This window comes from Tardiphaga sp. (assembly GCF_041424195.1).
Classification (GTDB): Bacteria; Pseudomonadota; Alphaproteobacteria; order Rhizobiales; family Xanthobacteraceae; genus Tardiphaga.
Map to the genome: position 1 here is coordinate 162,319 of NZ_JBGMOE010000190.1, position 20,056 is coordinate 182,374.

Here is a 20,056-nt window from a genome sequence, read left to right on the forward strand (position 1 = left end):
AATTGCCGCTTCTCGCGAGAAAGACACCATGAAACGCATCGACGCCCACGGACTGCAGATCGCCCCCGTCCTGTACGACTTCATCGCCAAGGAAGCCGCCCCCGGGACCGGCATTGCGCCGGATGCGTTCTGGGCCGGTGTCGCCGGTCTCATCACGGACCTGGGCCCGAAGAACCGCGAACTGCTCAAGGTGCGCGATACGATGCAGGCCAAGATCGATGCCTGGCATCTGGCGAACAAGGGCGCCTTCGACATGAATGCCTATACGGCGTTCCTCAAGGAGATCGGTTATCTCCTGCCAGAACCGGCAACCAAGCAGGTCGAGACTGCCAATGTCGATATCGAGATCGGCCAGATCTGCGGCCCGCAGCTCGTGGTGCCGCTGACCAATGCGCGCTACGCACTGAATGCCGCAAATGCGCGCTGGGGCAGCCTCTATGACGCCTTCTACGGCACCGATGCGATCCCGCATGATCCGTCTGAAGGTGGCAAAGGCTACAACAAGGCACGCGGCGACAAGGTCATCGCCAAGGCAAAAGCCTTCCTCGACCAGGCAGCACCGCTCGCCACCGGCAGCCACACCGATGTCACGGCCTACAGCATCATCGCGGGCCAGCTCTCGGCCAAGCTCAAGAGCGGCAACCTCACAGCGCTGAAGAACGAGGGCCAGCTCGCCGGCTATCTCGGCGATCACACAGCGCCCAACGCGATCCTGCTCGTCAATAATGGCCTGCATATCGAAGTGCAGATCGACCGCACCAGCCCGATCGGCAAGGACGATCCGGCTGGCGTTTCGGACATGCTGATGGAAGCCGCCGTCTCCACCATTCTCGACATGGAAGACAGCGTCGCCACCGTCGATGCCGAGGACAAGGTACTGGTCTATCGCAACACCCTCGGCCTGATGAACGGCACGCTGTCGGCCGATTTCGACAAGGGCGGCAAGACGCTGACCCGCGCGCTCAATGCCGACCGCACCTACAAGACGCCGGCCGGAGGTGATCTCGTGCTGCACGGCCGCAGCCTCATGCTGATGCGCAATGTCGGCCATCACATGTTCACCGACGCCGTGCTCGACAGCAAGGGTGAGGAAATCCCCGAAGGCCTGCTGGATGCCGCCGTCTCCGGCCTGATCGGCATCCACGACGTCAAGAGCACCGGCCAGCTGCGCAACAGCCGCACTGGCTCGATCTATATCGTCAAGCCGAAGATGCATGGCCCCGATGAAGTCGCCTTCGCCTGCGAGATCTTCGGCCGCGTCGAGAAGATGCTGTCGCTGCCCGAGAACACGATGAAGGTCGGCATCATGGACGAGGAGCGCCGCACCACGGTGAACCTCAAGGCCTGTATCCAGAATGCGTCGAAGCGCATCATGTTCATCAACACCGGCTTCCTCGACCGTACCGGCGACGAAATCCACACGTCGATGGAAGCGGGTGCGATGATCCGCAAGAACGACATGAAGGCGACGCCGTGGATCAAGGCCTATGAAGAGTGGAACGTGGATACCGGCCTGCTCGACGGCCTGCCCGGCCATGCGCAGATCGGCAAGGGCATGTGGGCCGCGCCGGACAAGATGGCGGACATGCTGACCCAGAAGATCGGCCATCCGCAGGCCGGCGCTACCACTGCATGGGTGCCCTCGCCCACGGCCGCGACGCTGCATGCCCTGCACTATCATCAGGTCGGCGTCATCGAACGGCAGAAAGAACTCGCCAAGGGCGGCCCCCGCGGCAAGCTCAGCGACATCCTCACCATCCCGGTGTCGCAGTCGAACTGGGCGCCGGATGATGTGAAGCAGGAGATCGACAACAACTGCCAGGGCATTCTGGGCTATGTCGTGCGCTGGATCGACCAGGGCGTCGGCTGCTCGAAGGTGCCGGACATCCATGGCGTCGGCCTGATGGAAGACCGCGCCACGCTGCGCATTTCCGCACAGCATCTCGCCAATTGGCTGCATCAGGGCGTCATCACCAGGGATCAGGTGATGGAATCGCTGAAGCGCATGGCGGTCGTGGTCGATGAACAGAACAAGGGCGATGCGATCTACAAGAACATGGCGCCGTCCTTCGATGGCGTCGCGTTCAAGGCGGCTTGCGATCTGATCTTCGAAGGCCGCACCCAGCCGAACGGCTATACCGAATACATCCTCACCGCGCGTCGCCGCGAGGCAAAAGCTCTGGCCTGATTGCAAGAGGCACGATCAATAAAAGCCCCGGCAAATCGCCGGGGCTTTTTTGTGAGTTCGTTTCGTTAGAACACCGCGATGTATTTCAACAGCGAGATCACACCGAGGACGATGACGACGACGCGGCAGATCTGCTTGGCGCGGCCATCGATCGGCAACAGGCTGATCAAGTACAGAATGAGAATGACGACGAGGAAGGTAATGAGAGCGCCGACGAGCATATGAAATCCCCCAGACAGATTGACGTGAATCGAACGACGTCCAGCGCCGCTAGCGTGTGCGCCATCAACGCGCTCGACCTCTCCGGGTTCCATGCTCGGAACAGCCGCCTGTTTCACCGCAGGAAATCGGCAGATCCGCGCGGCTTAACCGGGTGAACAACGTGGCGCGGATTACTCTCGCGCCACCACCGGCATGCGCTCATACTTCGCCTGCAGCGATGGCGATACCGGCGACATGTTGAGCGATGCGCCGCGCTTGTCGGCGCCGCGACCCGTGACCATCAATCCATCGGCGCCAGCGACAATATCGCCCTTGCGCAAGGTCGGATCGTTTTCGAGCTTCACAGGTGCCAGTCCCATCTGGTCCTTGCCGTTACACGTACATCCCGCCACCAGCTCTGTGCGATACTTGAATGCATTCGGCAGGTCCGAATAGGGCTTGCCGCTATCCGTTGCTGCGGTGTCGATACTGCTGCCGTAGACGACTTTGGTCTCGCTGGCCGGGCAGAAATTATTGCATGACGCTGCGCGGCTCTGGTTGTCGCTTGCCGTGATCGGAAAGTAGCGGCCGTCACAGGTGCGCACGCAGAAGGCCTGACGACCGCCGCTTGCCGCGCGAGGGCGCTGTTCCTGCACCGGCGGACCTTCATTGACGAACGGCAACGAAATGTCTGGCCCACGGCCACGCGCAATGCCGCCGAACAGTGCCGAAAAGAAATCCTGCGCCTGTGCCGGAACAGCACTCAACATGATCGCCGCTATCGCGCCAAGGGCCATCCGTTGTCCTGAAAGTCGGGTCATGAGGCCTCCAACGCGGTATCAAAGCGGGATAATTCTCAGTAGAGAGACGACGCCGAAAGGTTCATCGCCTGACGGCCCGGGACCTGCTGCGTGGCAGGACGAACCGAAATCGAGGTCACGCTTCGCACTGCCGGAGCCGTACGTGCCTCGTAGCGCGGCGCACCGGCCTTCGGCAGCACCACAACCTTGGTACCAACGCTGACGCGGCTGAACAGATCCTGCACATCTTCATTGGTCAGGCGGATACAACCCGACGACACGAATTTGCCGATGGTCGACGGGTCATTGGTGCCATGGATGCGATAGGCGCTGGAGCCGAGATACATCGCACGGGCACCGAGCGGATTGCCGGGACCGCCAGCCATGAAGCGCGGCAGATAGGGCTGGCGCGCAATCATTTCCTGCGGCGGATGCCAATCCGGCCATTCCGCCTTGCGCGTGATGGTCTGCGTGCCCGACCAGGTAAAACCCTCGCGGCCGACACCGACACCGTACCGGATCGCCCGGTTGTTGCCGAGCACGTAATAGAGCTGGGTGTTGCCCGTATCGATGATCACCGTACCTGGCGCTTCGCGGGTCATGTAGCTGACTTCAGCGCGGCGCAGGCGCTCGGGGAGAGCGGCATCCATGTTCTCCCGCACCCGCGGGGCAGCCATCACATCGTCGTCCGGTGGAAACGCGCTTAGCGCAGCCGGCCCATAGTTCATGACCTGCGCCGATGCGCTGGAGATGAACGGCGGAGCTACGATTAGAGCGGCTGCAACAACGAGCGCGCCTGTGAGACGCAGCGAAAGCGTGCGGTTTTCGGACTGTGACATGTGACTGCCCCGTTTGGCGACGCGTCATCGTCGTGATGACCGCAACCAACTGCGCCGAAGCCTCGCGGTTCCCTCCCCGCGGGCTTTCGTCGAATGATTTGTCAACCAAGGAGCCATCACGAAACCGCGACGGAACTTTTGCATTGTCGTCGTGTTGTAGAGCCCGATCGCATGTCGGCGATCTGACGCGCGAATGATCGGCGCGAACAAGTGGCGGCATGTCGGGACAGCTCATGAGTGAAGTACGCGCTCTTCCCGAAAAGCCTGCAGGCGCGCCGGTGCCCGAGAGCAAGATCGAGCAACCGCCGGTATTCCGCCGCGCCGAAGTGGTTGCTTTCACGCTGGTTTCGCTGCTGGTGATCACCGTGATTACGGTGCTCTATGTCGCCAAGGCATTCTTCCTGCCAATCGTGACAGCCTTCATCATTGGCACCATGTTGTCGCCTGCGGCGAACTTTCTCGAAAAGCGTCGCATTCCGCGATCCGTTTCGGCAGTCCTGATTGTTATCCTGGTCTGCGCCGGGCTCGCCTTCATCGTGGGGCTTATTTCATCCCCGCTGATGGAATGGACGACGCGGCTCCCCGAACTAGGTTCGCTGCTCAAGAACAAGCTGCATGTCTTTGACCGACCGCTGGCGCTGTGGCACCAGATACAGAGCATGTTCGGCAGCACCGAAACGCTTGCCACGACGAAGTTCGAATTGCCCAAGATCGACTGGGTACAGCCCACCGTCGAATTCCTGTCGCCGACCTTCACCGAATTCCTGCTGTTCTTCGCCACGCTGGTCCTGTTCATCGCCAGCTGGACGGACTTGCGCCGTGCGCTGGTCATGAACTTCGCCGATCATGAATGGCGGCTGCGGACGCTGCGCATTCTCAATGCCATAGAGACCAGCCTCGGCGATTATCTGCTGATGGTCACCATGATCAATTTCGGCGTCGGCATTGCCACCGGCGTGATCTGCGCGGCCACCGGCACGCCCAATCCCGCCGGCCTCGGCGCGCTGGCCGCCACCCTCAACTACTTCCCAATCATCGGCCCGATCGCGATGTTCGTCATTCTGGTCGTGGTCGGGATCATTTCGTCATCGACGATCGCTGCAGGCATGATCGCTCCGCTGCTGTTCGTGGGCCTCACTTTCATGGAGGGCCATTTCATCACGCCGACGATCATCGGACGCAAACTGCAACTCAATGCGCTGGCGGTGTTCATAGGGCTGGCGTTCTGGACGTGGCTCTGGGGGCCGATGGGCGGCTTTCTGGCGGCGCCAATCCTGATCGTCGGGCTGATCCTGAAGGAGCATTTGATGCCGATCAATTCGCCGCAGTTGCCGCCGGATTAATCCAGCTCTACTGATGGAACCTACGGTCTAACCGGGCGTTTCTGCATTGGATTTTCAGTATCAGGGGAGCTTCGCATGGCGGATATCGATGGCCTGGATGAACTCAGGAAACTGACCGACAAAGCAACCTTTAGCCGCCTTCAGAAGGATCTCACCGCCGTGAAAAACGATGTTGCAGCCCTGACCGAACAGATCACAGACGCCCTCAATGCCTTTACCGGTCAGGCCACCAAACAGGCCCGCCGCGGCGTCCAGCAGGCACGTGCCAACGCCGAAGACATGATGTCTGACATGCGGGAGCGCGGCAGCGCCGCCTATGATGCCGCGCATGACGCCGCCTATTCGCTGGAAGAAACGCTGGAAGACAGCATCACCCAGCGCCCGCTCGCCGCGGTCGGTCTGGCGCTCGGACTCGGCGTACTGATAGGAATGGCCTGGCGTCGCTGAGCCACATGCCAAATATTGGGATCGGAATGAACTGGCGGTGCCCATGGGTGCCGTCAGTTTTCTTTGTATTTTAGAATTCCGCGTTCGGGGGCTTCCATGTTGAAGGGTATTATCGACGATCTGAAGAGCAGCACGGGCGACAGCCTGCGCATGACATCCCTCATGGCAATGGCGGGCTTTGCCGGCTTCGTGGCCTTGTGCTTCCTGTGTGCTGCGGCCTTCGTCGCGATGATGCAGCGCTACGGCGTCATCGAGGCTTGCCTCACTATTGCGGGCATCTTCGTGGTCATCGCGGCGATCTTCGCCCAGATCTATGCCACCAGACAGAAGCGTGCCCGTGAGCGTGCAGCCGCTGCCGCGCGGGCAGCCGCACGAGCTGCTGCCAATGCACCGTTGATTGATCCGATGATGGTAGCGACCGGCATTCAGATCGCGCGCACGCTGGGCCTGAAGAAGCTCATTCCGCTATTGGCGCTGGCAGGCGTTGCACTCGGGTATATGGCCAATCGCAACAGCGCTGCGGCCGACGAAGACGACACAAACGAAACCGGCGACCCCGATGAGGCCGCCGGCGATTGATACAAATTGTTCAAATGACGATCAGGTTACACAGCGACCAGGCTGCAGGATCTTGGCCATCTCGCTAAGCACGCTCACCGGAGGTTCGCAGCCCACGGCAGCACGCTGCGGTTTGGCGTTCACGGGAACCGTACGGACATTAGCGGCCTCGTTCTTGGCCGGAGCGACTACGGGCGCTGCGCCCAGGCGCAAAAGTACCGACGTATCTGAGAGACCCTGAACACGGAACGACAGCGTCTGGCTCTGCTCGTTTGCCGTGATCATGGTCCCCCGATCGCCTTTGGCGGCCCGGTTGACGCCGCTGGCAGCGGCTCTGTCTGAATCGGTCAACGTGCCCCGCAGGTCGTTGCCGGATGCATACTGAATGGCGCCGAACATGGTCGCGCCTGCGGCCATTCCCAAAACCAAGCTGGATACTTTTGACATCTGAGGCCTCGCCTGCCCTGCGCGACGTCGTTGCGTCGCGTCCATAATAGGAACGTGCGTCAAGGCTCCAGGTTCAAAAACGGCGATCACTTAACCGTGTGTTAAATATTCTGCGTTGGCCGGGAACGGTTTCCAGCGACGCGCGTCATTCAGACAGTCGGTCGTCCCCTGCCCCAATTGACCGGCGACGCGGGGTGTAGCTGTGGTGATGCCAGCTACATCCCGCATTTTTTTGCGGGATAGGTAAGCCTCTCTCACCCTTCAGAAGATATCGCGGGCAACGGTATCTCCCTGCCCGCGACATTCGGTTCATCAGCTTTTCCGGGTTATTTCTTGCTCATCACCATCGGGCACGCGCTCGCCGAAAGCGACGGAAAAGCTTCCTCGCTTGTCACCGTCGCGAGGATCTTGAACACGTCATAGGGATCACTGAGCTCGCTCTGCTTCTTCACCTCGGCGAGATACATGTCGTGAACCATCAGATTGTCCGGGCGCAGCTTGCCGTTGCGCAGGAAGGCGTCGTTGAAGGTACGGCCCTGCAGGTCTTTCACAACCGCAGCGGGATCCTTGGTATTGGCAGCTTCCACAGACTTGATGTAGTTCAGCGTCGATGAATAGACGCCGGCCTGCATCATGCTCGGCGGCTTGCCCATCTTGGCCGCATAGCGCTTGGCGAATTCGCGCGTGCGATCGTCCATATTCCAGTAGAAGCCGGACGTCACCAGCAGGCCCTGCGCGCTCTTGAGGCCGACGCTGCGGATGTCATTCACGTCGATCAGGAGTGCGATCATTTTCTGGCCGCCGCTCAGCAGGCCGAATTCCTCGGCCTGCTTGATCACGTTCTGCGTATCACTGCCGGCATTGGCGACGGCGATCACCTTCGCGCCCGACGATTTTGCCGTCAGTAGCTGCGAGGAGAAATCGGCGGTGTTGATCGGATGCAATGCGTGGCCGAGCGACTTGCCGCCGCCCTTGGTCACGACCTCCGTCACGTCGCGCTCGAGCGCATGGCCGAAAGCATAGTCGGCTGCGATGAAAAACCAGGTGTCGTTGCCCTGCTTCAGCAATGCCTTGCCGCCGACATTGGCGAGCGCATAGGTGTTGTAGGTCCACTGGATGAAGTTCGGCGAACAGAACTTTCCGCTCAGATCCGCCGAGCCGCCGGCGGACGTGATGAACATCTTGTTGCGCTCTTTGGCGAAAGTCTGCACGGCGATGCAGACCGACGACACCGGCACGTCGAGAATGACATCGACGCCTTCCTGATCGTACCACTGGCGCGCAATATTGCCGCCAACGTCGGGCTTGTTGAGATGGTCGGCGGAAATCAACTGGATCGACTTGCCGAGCGCCTTGCCACCGCATTCATCGATGGCAAGCTGCGCTGCCGCGACCGATCCTGCGCCGCCATTGTCGGCGAACAGCCCGGTCATGTCGGTGAGCACGCCGAACTTCAGCGGCGTATCCGCCGCGGCACGAACGATGGCCGGCGAAAAGATGGCCGTGCTGACACCGGCTGCGCCGAGGCCAGCCAGGAATGTACGCCGCTTCATATTAATCCTCCCTGTTTTTGTTTCTTATACGAAAAGCATCATCGTCTTCTTGAGACGAAGATCATGGTGGACTGGATGGCGCCCCTCTAGCCGGAAGCTCCAGTTCAAGCAGCGCAGAGCTCAATGACTTCCCGTGCGTATCCAGCGCGAGCGATCGCACCACACCGCCACCGAGTGCACCCGTCAGCACGAAATTCAACGCACCAAGCGCCGGCAATTCATAACGAGCGACGGTGCCAGTGATCGTGTTGCTGAAATGCTGCGCGACATGACCTGCGGTCACATGTTCAGCCAGAAAGCCGAAGTCACAAGCATCGAATGCGATGACGGAGATGTTAGACGTATCGCCCTTGTCGCCGCTGCGCGCATGCGCGATCTCACGGAGCTTCATGCTCACGCCTCCATGAACGTGACTGATGACGTCACGACAGTTTCGGGCAGCAGCGCCGAGGCAACGCCGACGATCTCACGGGCCGATTTCCAGGCACCGCCGCCGCCGGCAGGACCGTTGGTGTAGAGCGTCTCGACCTCGTTGCCGATCTTCACGGCCTCCGCGAACGAGTCCGTACGCCCCGCGACGCGAATGCGGACTTCATAGGGATCGTGGCCCTCGGCCAAGCCGTCACCATGCAGCGCATTGACGCCGATCAGATCGAAGCGGCTTTCCGTCATTTTCACGCCAGTAAGCGCGAGACGTTCACGCACGATGTCGAGTGCAAGCCGTCCGCGCGCAGCGGCATTGGCACCGGCGTAGGAGATTTCGCCCTCGCCGATATAGCTGTCGAGATAGCCGACCGAGGTCTTCAGCAGGCCGGTCTTGGGCGTGCCGCTTCCACCCGTGACATGAATGCGATCCGGCCCGACTTCCTCGACACGTACCTGCGAGAAATCGGCAACCACGTCCGGCTGGTAATAGCGAGCCGGATCGTGAATTTCGTAGAGCAACTGTTCCGTCACCGTCGCACGCGTGATTTGCCCGCCCGAGCCCGCCACCTTGGTGACGACGAGATCGCCATCCTCACGCACCTCGCCGATCGGAAATCCAAGTCGCGCGAGCCCCTGCACATCCTTCACACCGGGATCGGCGAAATAGCCGCCGGTGATCTGGCCAGCACATTCCAGGAGATGGCCGACCATGGTACCCTTGCCAAGCAGGTCCCAGTCATCCATCGCCCAGCCGAATTCATGAACCAGCGGTCCGAGAAAAAGCGCCGGGTCAGCCGCACGGCCGGTGATGACGACATCGGCACCGCCGGCAAGCGCCTCGGCGATGGGGGCGGCGCCTGTGTAGGCATTGGCTGAGATCACACGGTTGCCGAGCGCCTTGACCGAGCCGCCTTCGTCCAGCGCTACATCGGATGCGCGCGCCTGCGCCAGCACATCATCGCCGGTCACGGCCGCAACCTTCATTCCGGTCAGGCCCAACGCTTTGGCGATGTCACGCGTCGCTTGGGCTGCCGCGACAGGATTCGCCGCGCCCATATTGGTGACGATCTTGACGCCATTCTTCCTGCAGATCGGCAGCACCGCTTTCATACGATCGGCGAGCAGCGGATCGAAGCCGCCCTGCGGATCCTTCAAGCGGTCTTGTTGGGCCAGCGCGATGGTGCGTTCGGCGAGACACTCGAAGACGAGATAATCGAGGTTGCCGCTTTCCGCGAGTTCGATCGCCGGTTCGATCCGGTCCCCCGAATAGCCGGCACCGGATCCGATCCTGATGGTGCGCACGAGCAGTTCTCCCAGGATCGGACTACCCGCAGCCACATCGCCCATGGCGCGATCGCCGCATGTCCTCTCCCGATCTCTTTTGACGGACACGTCACGGGCCTGAGCAGGCGATCACGCGCATGTTGCTTTCGCGCATTGAAGCCAGAAGTCTCCCTCCATTCAATTGAATAAATTCTATCTCATTGATAGAAATTATCTATGGATGTAAATCTCCGCCAAATCCGGTCGTTCGTCGTCGTTGCCCAGACCGGCAGCTTCACGCGCGCCGCTGAACTGCTCCATCTGGCGCAGCCGACGCTGACGGTTCAGATCAGGCGCCTCGAAGAAACGCTCGAGGTGAAACTGTTCGACCGCAACACCCGCTCCGTCGAACTCACCCGCATGGGCAGCGAACTGCTGCCGGTGTTCCAGCGCATGATCCGCGATCTTGATGCTGTGGTCGTGGATACCCGCGATATCGCCGCCAAGCGCCGCGGCGTGGTGCGGATCGCCGCGCTCCCGTCGGTCGCGGCAGGTGTGCTGCCCGAAGCCATCAAGTCGTTTCGTGAATTACAGCCCGGCGCGTCTTTCGTCCTGAAGGACGTGATCGCCAACCGCGTCCTGGATCTTGTCCGTTCCGAAGAAGTCGATCTCGGCATCATGGGCGGCAGCGTCACCGGCCACGATGTGGAAGTGCTGCTCGAAGTGCGCGATCGTATGCATGTGGTGTTTCCGGCAAAGCACCCGATCGGCGGAATCCGCAAGGTCACTATCGACGATCTGATGAAGTATCCGCTGGTGCTGATGGACCCCGCGACCAGCGTCCGCGCCGTCGTCGACAGCGCCTTCCTGACGGCGGGGCATATCGCGCAGCCGACCTGCGAGGCGACCTATATGATGACCGCCATCGCCATGGTGCGTGCCGGACTGGGTATCACCATCCTGCCGGGCTCCGCTCGCGAGATCGGCGCGGAGCCTGATCTCCGCTCGCGGCAGATCGACGTCGCGGATTTCTCCCGCGCAATCACCATCATCAAGAAAGCCGGGCGCACTCTGCCGCCAATCAGCGAAGCCTTTGGCGATCACCTCGCCACATCGATTGGCGCGCAGCCATCGTTTGCGCGCCGCTGACGCGCGATTACTTCATCGCTTCATAGACCGCGAAACTATAGGCGCCTTCCGGCTTCCTGGTAATCACGGGGTCCGATCCGCCCGACATCAACGTCGCGACCGTGCGGTCGTAATCCTTGACGTCGAGTTTGCCGTTGGCGTCGCCAAGCAGCTTGCTGACCTCGGTCATCATCCGTTTCTGATCCTTGGCGGTCTTGGCGCCGGTGGAGTCGCCGGCAAGGATGATCTTCACGGCTTCGTCGGGATTGGCCTTGGCATAGTCCCAGCCCTTCATCGATGCCTTCACGAACTTCGCCATCTTCGCAACGAAGGCAGGGTCCTTGAGATTCTTGTCGAGCACCCAGAGACCATCTTCCAGTGTGGCGACTCCCTCGTCCTCATATTTGAACACGGTGAGCTGGCTCGGCTTGTAGCCGCCGTCGATCACCTGCCAGTATTCGTTATAGGCCATGGTCGACACGCAATCGGCCTGCTTCTGCAGCAGCGGATCGACATTGAAGCCCTGCTTGATGATCTTCACGCCCGCCGGCGAACCATCCGTCTTGTAACCCAGCTTCGACATCCAGGAGAGGAACGGGTATTCGTTGCCGCCATACCAGACCCCGGTGACCTTGCCCTTCAGATCGGTGGGCTTCTTGATGCCGGTCTCGGCGCGGCAGGTGAGTTCGAGGCCAGACTTCTTGAAGGTCTGCGAGATATTCACGAGTGGCACGCCCTTCTCGCGCGAGGCCAGCGCCGACGGCATCCAGTCCACCACCACATCGGCACCGCCGCCGGCAATCACCTGCGGCGGCGCGACGTCGGGACCGCCCGGCTTGATGGTCACGTCGAGCCCGGCCTCCTTGTAGAAGCCCTTCTCCTTGGCAACGAAGTAGCCGGCGAACTGGGCCTGCGCGACCCATTTGAGCTGGACGGTGACCTTGTCTGCCGCCTGCGCGGAGCTAAGCGACAGCGCCATCGCCGCGCCAAGTACCATGATCTTCTTCATGCCCAACTCCGGAACTGGCGAACCTGCCGATCAGGCTCGCATGGATGGATGCCAAAACGTGGTTGCGCGCTCGGCGAGCGCAACAAGTCCATAAAACGCCATTCCCGCGATTGCGGCGAGCGCGATCTCTGCCCACACCATATCCAACGCCATACGCCCGGCTTCCGTCGAAATCCGAAAGCCGATGCCTTGCGTCGGCGTGCCGAAGAACTCCGCGACGATCGCCCCGATCAGGGCCAGTGTGGCATTGATCTTCAAGGCATTGAAGATGAAAGGTAGAGCAGCGGGAAGATACAACTTGATCAGAGTCTGTGCATAGCTCGCGCCATAGGAGCGCATCAGGTCACGCTCGATATCGCCGGCGGCCTGCAGGCCGGCCAGCGCATTCACCAGCATCGGGAAGAACGTCACCAGCGCCACGACGGCGGCCTTCGATGGCCAGTCGAAGCCGAACCACATGACCATGATCGGCGCCACGCCCACCAGCGGCAGCGCCGAGAAGAAGTTACCGAGCGGCAGCAGCCCACGGCCAAGAAATTCAAAGCGATGCGCGAGGATCGCCACCAGCAATCCCGAGGAGCAGCCTATCGTGTAGCCAATGAGCACACCGCGGATGAAGGTCTGCACAAAATCCGCGCCCAGCATCGACAGCGACGCCATGAACCTAGCAGCGGCGGCGCTCGGCGACGGCAGCAGCACCGGCGGCACGCCGGCGCCGCGCACCACGACCTCCCAAAGATAGAACACCGCCGCACCAAACAGCAGCGGGATGGCGAGGTCGATGGCCTTGCGGAAGCCGCTGTCGCGCGGCTTCAGCCCGGCCAATGCAACGACGCAGATCCACGACGCCAGCCAGACGCCGACCACCACCATCCAGAAGCCCGACGCGGCATCGCCGGCAATCAGGGGATCACGGAGCAGCATCAGGGTCATGCCTGCCGTGATGCCTGCGCCGATGAGACCGATCACGATCGCCGGCAGGCCGCGTAAGCCGGCGGCAAGGCCGAACACAAGAACGATCACGCCAGTGAGCAGGAATGTCGGCGGCCGCGCCATCAGGGCTGCGACAGGCACACCCGCAAGCGGCAGCGGCAGCATTAGCGTGATCAGCACGCACACCGCCGACATGATGAAGCCCAGCCGGATCTGGCGACGGTTCATGCCCGCCCCCCCATCCGCTGCGCGACCTTGCGTTCAGCGTAGCTCACGACGGCGATCAGGCTCGACGCCAGCACCGCGGCGGCCACCAGAGCGGACCAGATCTGAATCGTCTGGCCGTAATAGGAGCCCGCCAGCAAACGCGCACCGATGCCGGCTTCGGCGCCGGTCGGCAATTCGGCCACGATGGCGCCGATCAGCGAGATGGTGATGGCGACCTTGAGGCTGGCAAACAGATACGGCACTGCCGAGGGCCAGCGCAGTTTGGACAGCACCTGGCGCGGCGTCGCCGACCATGTGCGCATCAGATCCATCTGCATCGGATCCGGCGACGTGAAGCCTTTGACCATACCGATGGTGATGGGGAAGAAACTCAGATAGGCCGAGATGATCGATTTCGGCAGCAGACCCTGCAGTCCAATGGCGCCGAGCACCACGATGAAAATCGGCGCCAGCGCCAGGATTGGGACCATCTGCGAACAGATGATCCAGGGCATCAGGCTGCGCTCCAGCACGCGGCTATGGACGATGGCGAGTGCCAGCACGATGCCAAGCAGTGCGCCCAAGGCGAAACCGAGCAGCGTTGCCGAAAGCGTCACCATGGAATGATAGACAAGGCTGCGCGGCGCCGTCGGCGCGTAGCCGAACACGCCGTCCACGAAAGCGCCGACGACCTGATGCGGCGCCGGCAGCAGTGGCCGTTCAGCAATCATGGTGCCTGCCAGCAATTCCATGGTCGTATAGGGCGCTTCCTCGCGCTCGAAGCCGCCGCGCACCAATGACAGATTCATCAACACCGCGGCGACGTACCAGATGACGATTAGCACCGTGACCACCGTCACAACGGGCGCACTCCGCCTCACCCGCGGATGCCGGTGCCACGCAGTGCGCTCGACCGGCATCGCGAGGACCGTGCTACTCCTCATAGGAATGCCCGGCACGCAAGCCCGTGCGCACGCGCTGCGCGATCGCAATGAATTCGGGCGTCTCACGAATCTCCAGCGTACGGTCGCGCGGAAAGTTACAGTCGATGATATCGGTGATGCGGCCGGGCCGCGGCGACATCACAACGATTTTCGTTGAAAGAAATACCGCCTCCGGAATCGAATGGGTGACGAACAACACGGTCTTGCGGGTCTTGGCCCAGAGCTGCAGCAGCTGTTCGTTGAGATGATCCCGCACGATCTCGTCCAGCGCGCCGAACGGCTCGTCCATCAGCAACAATTCCGGATCGAAGGACAGCGCCCGCGCGATCGACACGCGCTGCTGCATGCCGCCCGAGAGCTGCCAGGGAAACTTGCGCTCGAAGCCGGTCAGATTGACCAGTGCGAGATAGCGCGCCGCGCGCTGCTTCTGTTCGGTCGGCGAGAAGCCCATCAGCTCCAGCGGCAGCTTGAGATTGGCCTCGATGCTGCGCCAGGGAAACAATGCGGGCGCCTGAAACACATAGCCATAGTTACGGCCGAGACGCGCCTGCTCGGCACTCATCCCGTTGACGGTCACGGCGCCCGAACTCGGCCGCTGCAGATCGGCGATCACGCGCAGCAGCGTGGTCTTGCCGCAGCCAGATGGGCCGATAAATGACACGAACTCGCCGCCGCCGATCTGCAGATCGACATTGGACAACGCCTCGACCTTGCCATCGGCTGTATCGAAAGTGAGCGAGACCTTGCTGACATCGACTGCGATGGTGCGAGTGGCCGTGGATTGATAGATGTGGGGTGTCGTTTCGGCAGTTGAGTTCATGCGCACCGGTTCGACCAGGAGGGTCACAACGCAGCTAGGCCACAGCCTTGAGGCACGTGGCAATATGCCGCCTGTCAGGAGATGATATCGGCATTGATAGCTGCATCAACACAATACTGCAGATCCTGCTCCTCTGTTCGCTGATAGTTTGCGCAAGCAAAGCGGACTTATTGAGCAGGTATCATCGGACACGTTTCACAGATGCCACGCAACGAAAACGGCCGGGCACATGGCCCGGCCGCGCTGATTTTGAGTACGATCGCCCGCTCAGGACGCCGCGGTCTTGGGCGCCTTGTTCTTCGAGTTGCGCTGAAAGAATAGCGCCTGACTGGCAACTGCCGAGACCATCGCGGGCTGGAACGGCTTCGAGATCAGGAAGGCCGGCTCCGGACGTTCGCCGGTCAGGAAACGCTCCGGATAGGCGGTGATGAAGACTACCGGCACTTCGAAGATGCGCAGCAACTCGTTCACCGCGTCGAGACCGGAGCTGCCATCGGCGAGCTGGATATCGGCGAGGATCAGCCCGGGCTTCTTGTTCTTCGCGAGCGCCACCGCATCCGCATGGGTGCGGGCAACGCCGATGACGTTATGGCCGAGATTCTTCACGAGGCTTTCGAGGTCCATCGCGATGAAGGTTTCATCCTCGATGATGAGAACGTCGGTCGCAATCTCGGCGGCCATTTCCCGGCCGGCCGTGTCGGCCAGCGTACGCACTTCCGTCACGTCGGCGTCGAGTACGAAGGCGACTTCCTCTTCCGAGAAGCCTTCGAGCGACAGCAACAGGAAGGCCTGACGCGGCAGCGGGGTGATGTTGGAGATGCGCTTCTCAGACGCCGCCTGGTGCGGCGCCACATCCGGATCGTCATTCAAGGCGACCGAATTCCAGATCTGCGTGAACAGGCGGAACAGGCCCGCGCGGGGCCCATGCTGCTCATCGAGCAGCGACTGGTCCTGCAACAGCGCTTCCAGCATGGCACCCACATAGGCATCACCCGAGGCCTGGTTACCCGTGAGAGCACGGGCATAGCGCCGCAACAGCGGTAAGTGTTCAGCTACGAGCTGTGATCGGGACATCCCCACTCCATCCTGTCTGAGTCAAAGGCGACTCTACGTCAAAGTCGAAGGGGTACCCGGATACAACCCGGCTCCCTTCGATGTGCTTGTTTACGCCCCAGCCAGACAAAAGTTCCATCAGGCCGGAACTTTCGGCCGCGCTCCGCATTAGATCGCCGACAGACGCCGCAAAGGCTTCAAAAATCAAGAAAATTTCTCAAATTCCAGGGACATGTTTTCTGGGGAATGTGGAACGGGTCATGAAAGATGTGAAGCCAAAGGGCGGATTAAACGCCGAAATCCAGTCGCGGATCGGACACCAGTTGCGCGCCATGTACGACGATGTCGTGCGACAGGGCGTGCCGGACCGATTTGCGGATCTGATCCGCAAGCTGGATGGGGCCGAGGCTCAAGCCCAGATCGCTGGCGATCCGGCGGCCAAAACTGAAGGAGGGGAATAATGCCTCTCACAGATTCTCTGCGTGACGACATTCTGGCGTCAGTCCCTAGTCTGCGCGCCTTTGCAATCTCGCTCTCCGGCAACGGCGACCGGGCAGACGACCTTGTCCAGGAAACGCTGTTGCGCGCTCTCGCCAATATCGACTCCTTTCAGGTCGGCTCGAATCTGCCGGCATGGTTGTTCACGATTCTCCGCAACCTGTTTCGCTCGGACTATCGCAAACGGCGGCGCGAGGTTGAGGATGCCGACGGCAGCTATGCCAAGACTCTCAAGACCCAGCCGGCGCAGAATGCCCATCTGGAATTCGAGGAGTTTCGTGCAGCACTCGAGAAGCTCCCGCAGGACCAGCGCGAAGCGCTCATTCTGGTTGGCGCATCCGGCTTCTCCTATGAAGACGCGGCCACCATATGCGGCTGCGCCGTCGGTACCATCAAGAGCCGCGTCAACCGCGCACGTTCGAAGCTCAGCGCCCTGCTTTATGTGGATGGCGCGGAAGACTTCGGCCCGGACGACACGGTCCGGGCAGTGATCGGCGGATCGGGCGGTTAGGTCGATCCAATAACTGAGGCAAGACAAGCGGCCACTTCGGTGGCCGCTTCTTTTTGCGAGTTAGTACGACTGCATCAGCCGCGCCCCGACCTCATCCCGCAATCGGGGCGAGGGAACCGCCACCATCTTTCCGCCACACAGAAAGCGCCCCTCACGATCATGTCGCGAGGCGATGTTTCTTGATGCCGATGTCATCAAGTGCTCGCGATGAATGACCGCGAGGACATACCCTGCAATGACCACGTTTCAACGACGCGCCGCCCTGCCCCTGGCCACCGCATTGAGCCTCGCCTGCACAGGCCATGCACTGGCGCAAAAGCAATACGATCCCGGCGCATCCGATATCGAGATCAAGATCGGCAACATCATGCCCTATAGCGGGCCGGCTTCGGCATACGGCGTCGCGGGCATCATCGAGGCGGCCTATTTCCGCATGATCAACGATCAGGGCGGCATCAACGGCCGCAAGATCAGTTTCATCAGCTATGACGATGCCTACAACCCGTCCAAGGCAGTCGAGCAGGCCCGCAAGCTGGTGGAATCGGACGAAGTTCTCGTCGTGTTCAATCCGCTGGGCACACCGTCCAACGCAGCGATCCAGAAATATCTCAACATCAAGAAAGTGCCACAGCTATTCGTCGCCGCCGGCGCGACCTATTTCGGCAATCACAAGGCTTTCCCCTGGACCATGGCGTGGCAGCCGCCCTATGAGAGCGAGGGCCGCATCTATGCGAAATATCTGCTGAACGAAAAGCCCGACGCGAAGATCGCGGTGCTCTATCAGAATGACGATCTCGGCAAGGACGTACTGAAAGGCCTGAAAGATGGTCTCGGCGACAAAGCCGCGAGCATGCTGGTGGCGGCCGAGAGCTATGAGGTCACCGAGCCGACCATTGACAGCCACATCATCAATCTGAAGGCATCAGGCGCAGATACGTTCATCAGTGTCACCACGCCGAAGTCCGCCGTGCAGAGTATCCGCAAGGTTTCTGAACTGGGCTGGAAGCCGCTCTACATTCAGGGTTATGCCAGCGCATCGATCAGCTCGGTGCTGAAGCCGGCGGGACAGGAGATTTCGCAAGGCATCCTGTCGGCCTATTACGCCAAGGACGGCTCCGACCCGCAATGGGACAATGACGAAGGCATGCAGCGCTTCTACGCGTTCCTGGCCAAATACGCGCCGGATGCCCGCCGCAACGACATCTCCGTGGTCTATGGCTATGGCGCGGCACAGACCATGGTTCAGGTGCTGAAACAGGCCGGCGATAATCTGACCCGCGAGAACGTCATGAAACAGGCCGCCAGCCTGAAGGACTTTGCGCCGGACACGATGCTGCCGGGCGTCAAGCTCAATACCTCCGCAACGGACTTCTACCCGATCGAGCAACTCCAGATGATGCGCTTCAAGGGCGACAAATGGGAGCTGTTCGGCCCGGTGATCTCAGGCGAAATCAGCCACTAGAATAAATACCGGCAGACGGCATTTCCGTTGTTCCGCAAAGCAGCCCTTCGCGAGACCATCGCGAGGGCTTTTTGTTGCTGCGTACATGCGAACAGTGTTCAATCCGGTCGGAGCCGCAAAGGCCCACAAAAACAAGACGAACAAAAATCAGGGAGTTCTGAAATGCCTTCGATCCGATCGCGCGCGCTGGCCTTGTCGGTTGCCGCGACCCTCAGCGTCGCCGCCGGCAGCAGCGCGCTGGCCCAGAAGAAATACGACACGGGCGCCACCGACACCGAAATCAAGATCGGCAACATCATGCCGTATAGCGGCCCTGCCTCGTCCTACGGGCTGATTGGCAAGACCGAAACCGCCTATTTCAACATGATCAACGATCAGGGCGGCGTGAACGGACGCAAGATCAACTTCATCAGCTATGATGACGGCTACTCGCCGCCCAAGGCGGTCGAACAGGTGCGCAAGCTGGTGGAATCAGACGAAGTGCTCGTCGTCTTCAATCCGCTGGGCACGCCATCCAACACCGCGTTCCAGAAATACCTCAACGCCAAGAAGGTGCCTCAACTGTTCGTCGCTACCGGCGCGAGCAAGTGGAACGATCCGAAGCACTTCCCCTGGACCATGGGCTGGCAGCCTAGCTATCAGGTGGAAGCGCAAATCTATGCGAAATACCTGATGAAGGAAAAACCGGACGCCAAGATCGCCGTGCTCTACCAGAACGACGATTTCGGCAAAGACTATCAGAAGGGATTCCGCGAAGCGCTCGGCGCCAAGGCGTCGATGATCATCACCGAGGAGAGTTACGAGATCTCCGAACCGACGGTGGATTCCCATATCGTCAAGATCAAGTCGCTGAACCCGGACGTGGTGGTCTCCTTCGTCACGCCGAAGATTGCCGCGCAGACGATCCGCAAGATCGGCGAGCTCGGCTGGAAGCCGCTGCACCTCGTCAGCAATGTCAGCATCTCTGTTGGCGCAGTGCTCCAGCCGGCGGGCTTTGATAACGCCCAGGGCGTGTTATCGGCCGATTATCGCAAGGATGGTCTCGACCCGCAGTGGAAAGACGACCCCGGCATGAAGAAATGGGGGGCCTTCGTCGACAAATACATGCCCGGCTCGGATCGCTCGGACAATAGCCTGCTCTACGGCTATGGCGCGGCACAGACACTGGTGAAGGTGCTGCAGATGTGCGGTGACGACCTCACCCGCGCCAATGTGATGAAGCAGGCTGCGAGCTTGAAGGACTTCGTGCCCGACACGCTGCTGCCCGGTATCACCCTCAACACTTCGGCCACGGACTACGCGCCGATCGCACAATTGCGCATGATCCGCTTCAAGGGCGACAAGTGGGAACTGTTCGGCGATGTGATCAGCGCCGATACGCCCGCTCCGGAATAATGGCAACGCCTCTCGCACCGCACCACTGAAC

Annotated in this window: 21 protein-coding genes; 9 read left to right on the forward strand and 12 right to left on the reverse strand. The window is 60.9% G+C overall.

Annotated elements, in window-relative coordinates; all coding sequences use genetic code 11:
- The first annotated feature begins 28 nt into the window (after positions 1 to 28).
- Positions 29 to 2,188: a malate synthase G gene (locus ACEK02_RS25845; RefSeq protein ID WP_371424349.1), complete on the forward strand. Its 2,160-nt coding sequence runs from the start codon at positions 29 to 31 to the stop codon at positions 2,186 to 2,188.
- A 65-nt stretch (positions 2,189 to 2,253) separates the two neighbouring features.
- On the opposite strand, the gene ACEK02_RS25850 is transcribed toward ACEK02_RS25845, so the two are convergent.
- The 3 genes from ACEK02_RS25850 to ACEK02_RS25860 form a co-directional block, all read right to left on the reverse strand.
- On the reverse strand, positions 2,254 to 2,409 hold the full coding sequence (locus tag ACEK02_RS25850) for a Thivi_2564 family membrane protein (RefSeq protein WP_371424350.1): 156 nt from the start codon (positions 2,407 to 2,409) through the stop codon (positions 2,254 to 2,256).
- A gap of 171 nt (positions 2,410 to 2,580) precedes the next feature.
- The gene (locus ACEK02_RS25855) at positions 2,581 to 3,210 is read right to left on the reverse strand and encodes a DUF2865 domain-containing protein (RefSeq protein ID WP_371424351.1); all 630 of its coding nucleotides are present in this window, start codon (positions 3,208 to 3,210) and stop codon (positions 2,581 to 2,583) included.
- Positions 3,211 to 3,245: 35 nt separating this feature from the next.
- Positions 3,246 to 4,028: a L,D-transpeptidase gene (locus ACEK02_RS25860; RefSeq protein ID WP_371424352.1), complete on the reverse strand. Its 783-nt coding sequence runs from the start codon at positions 4,026 to 4,028 to the stop codon at positions 3,246 to 3,248.
- A 233-nt stretch (positions 4,029 to 4,261) separates the two neighbouring features.
- On the opposite strand from ACEK02_RS25860, the gene ACEK02_RS25865 reads away from it, so the two are divergent.
- The 3 genes from ACEK02_RS25865 (at position 4,262) to ACEK02_RS25875 (ending at position 6,397) form a co-directional block, all read left to right on the forward strand.
- A complete protein-coding gene (locus tag ACEK02_RS25865; protein ID WP_371424353.1) occupies positions 4,262 to 5,371 on the forward strand; it encodes an AI-2E family transporter in 1,110 nt (369 codons plus the stop codon).
- 75 nt (positions 5,372 to 5,446) lie between these two features.
- On the forward strand, positions 5,447 to 5,818 hold the full coding sequence (locus ACEK02_RS25870) for a YqjD family protein (RefSeq protein WP_371424354.1): 372 nt from the start codon (positions 5,447 to 5,449) through the stop codon (positions 5,816 to 5,818).
- Between the two features lie 96 nt (positions 5,819 to 5,914).
- The gene (locus ACEK02_RS25875) at positions 5,915 to 6,397 is read left to right on the forward strand and encodes a hypothetical protein (RefSeq protein ID WP_371424355.1); all 483 of its coding nucleotides are present in this window, start codon (positions 5,915 to 5,917) and stop codon (positions 6,395 to 6,397) included.
- A gap of 21 nt (positions 6,398 to 6,418) precedes the next feature.
- Here ACEK02_RS25875 and ACEK02_RS25880 read toward each other — a convergent pair whose 3' ends face one another.
- The 4 genes from ACEK02_RS25880 to ACEK02_RS25895 all read right to left on the reverse strand — a co-directional run bounded on the left by ACEK02_RS25880 (position 6,419) and on the right by ACEK02_RS25895 (position 10,104).
- Positions 6,419 to 6,823 carry a hypothetical protein gene (locus tag ACEK02_RS25880; RefSeq protein ID WP_371424356.1) on the reverse strand — a complete coding sequence of 135 codons (405 nt, stop codon included), beginning with the start codon at positions 6,821 to 6,823 and terminating at the stop codon, positions 6,419 to 6,421.
- Between the two features lie 326 nt (positions 6,824 to 7,149).
- Positions 7,150 to 8,376: an ABC transporter substrate-binding protein gene (locus ACEK02_RS25885; RefSeq protein WP_371424357.1), complete on the reverse strand. Its 1,227-nt coding sequence runs from the start codon at positions 8,374 to 8,376 to the stop codon at positions 7,150 to 7,152.
- Between the two features lie 61 nt (positions 8,377 to 8,437).
- Positions 8,438 to 8,767: a hypothetical protein gene (locus tag ACEK02_RS25890; RefSeq protein ID WP_371424358.1), complete on the reverse strand. Its 330-nt coding sequence runs from the start codon at positions 8,765 to 8,767 to the stop codon at positions 8,438 to 8,440.
- Between the two features lie 2 nt (positions 8,768 to 8,769).
- Complete coding sequence (locus ACEK02_RS25895) at positions 8,770 to 10,104, reverse strand: acyclic terpene utilization AtuA family protein (RefSeq protein ID WP_371424419.1); 1,335 nt, start codon at positions 10,102 to 10,104, stop codon at positions 8,770 to 8,772.
- Positions 10,105 to 10,302: 198 nt separating this feature from the next.
- Between ACEK02_RS25895 and ACEK02_RS25900 the strand changes: the two genes are divergently transcribed.
- A complete protein-coding gene (locus ACEK02_RS25900; protein WP_371424359.1) occupies positions 10,303 to 11,214 on the forward strand; it encodes a LysR family transcriptional regulator in 912 nt (303 codons plus the stop codon).
- Between the two features lie 7 nt (positions 11,215 to 11,221).
- Here ACEK02_RS25900 and ACEK02_RS25905 read toward each other — a convergent pair whose 3' ends face one another.
- The 5 genes from ACEK02_RS25905 to ACEK02_RS25925 all read right to left on the reverse strand — a co-directional run bounded on the left by ACEK02_RS25905 (position 11,222) and on the right by ACEK02_RS25925 (position 16,180).
- Positions 11,222 to 12,202 (reverse strand): ABC transporter substrate-binding protein, encoded by a 981-nt coding sequence (locus ACEK02_RS25905; RefSeq protein WP_371424360.1) that lies wholly within the window; start codon positions 12,200 to 12,202, stop codon positions 11,222 to 11,224.
- A gap of 30 nt (positions 12,203 to 12,232) precedes the next feature.
- On the reverse strand, positions 12,233 to 13,363 hold the full coding sequence (locus ACEK02_RS25910) for an ABC transporter permease (RefSeq protein WP_371424361.1): 1,131 nt from the start codon (positions 13,361 to 13,363) through the stop codon (positions 12,233 to 12,235).
- Positions 13,360 to 14,262 (reverse strand): ABC transporter permease, encoded by a 903-nt coding sequence (locus tag ACEK02_RS25915; RefSeq protein WP_371424420.1) that lies wholly within the window; start codon positions 14,260 to 14,262, stop codon positions 13,360 to 13,362. The genes ACEK02_RS25910 and ACEK02_RS25915 overlap by 4 nt, the downstream gene beginning before the upstream one ends.
- A gap of 13 nt (positions 14,263 to 14,275) precedes the next feature.
- Positions 14,276 to 15,106, reverse strand: a complete 831-nt coding sequence (locus ACEK02_RS25920; protein ID WP_371424362.1) for an ABC transporter ATP-binding protein — start codon at positions 15,104 to 15,106, stop codon at positions 14,276 to 14,278.
- Between the two features lie 267 nt (positions 15,107 to 15,373).
- The gene (locus tag ACEK02_RS25925; RefSeq protein ID WP_371424363.1) at positions 15,374 to 16,180 is read right to left on the reverse strand and encodes a response regulator; all 807 of its coding nucleotides are present in this window, start codon (positions 16,178 to 16,180) and stop codon (positions 15,374 to 15,376) included.
- Positions 16,181 to 16,419: 239 nt separating this feature from the next.
- Between ACEK02_RS25925 and ACEK02_RS25930 the strand changes: the two genes are divergently transcribed.
- The 4 genes from ACEK02_RS25930 (at position 16,420) to ACEK02_RS25945 (ending at position 20,025) form a co-directional block, all read left to right on the forward strand.
- A complete protein-coding gene (locus tag ACEK02_RS25930; protein ID WP_371424364.1) occupies positions 16,420 to 16,620 on the forward strand; it encodes a NepR family anti-sigma factor in 201 nt (66 codons plus the stop codon).
- A complete protein-coding gene (locus ACEK02_RS25935) occupies positions 16,620 to 17,168 on the forward strand; it encodes a sigma-70 family RNA polymerase sigma factor (RefSeq protein WP_068735058.1) in 549 nt (182 codons plus the stop codon). Before ACEK02_RS25930 ends, ACEK02_RS25935 begins: the two co-directional genes overlap by 1 nt.
- A 235-nt stretch (positions 17,169 to 17,403) precedes the next feature.
- Positions 17,404 to 18,630, forward strand: coding sequence for an ABC transporter substrate-binding protein (locus ACEK02_RS25940; protein WP_371424365.1), 1,227 nt, complete (start codon positions 17,404 to 17,406; stop codon positions 18,628 to 18,630).
- Positions 18,631 to 18,792: 162 nt separating this feature from the next.
- Positions 18,793 to 20,025: an ABC transporter substrate-binding protein gene (locus tag ACEK02_RS25945; RefSeq protein ID WP_371424366.1), complete on the forward strand. Its 1,233-nt coding sequence runs from the start codon at positions 18,793 to 18,795 to the stop codon at positions 20,023 to 20,025.
- Positions 20,026 to 20,056 lie beyond the last annotated feature (31 nt).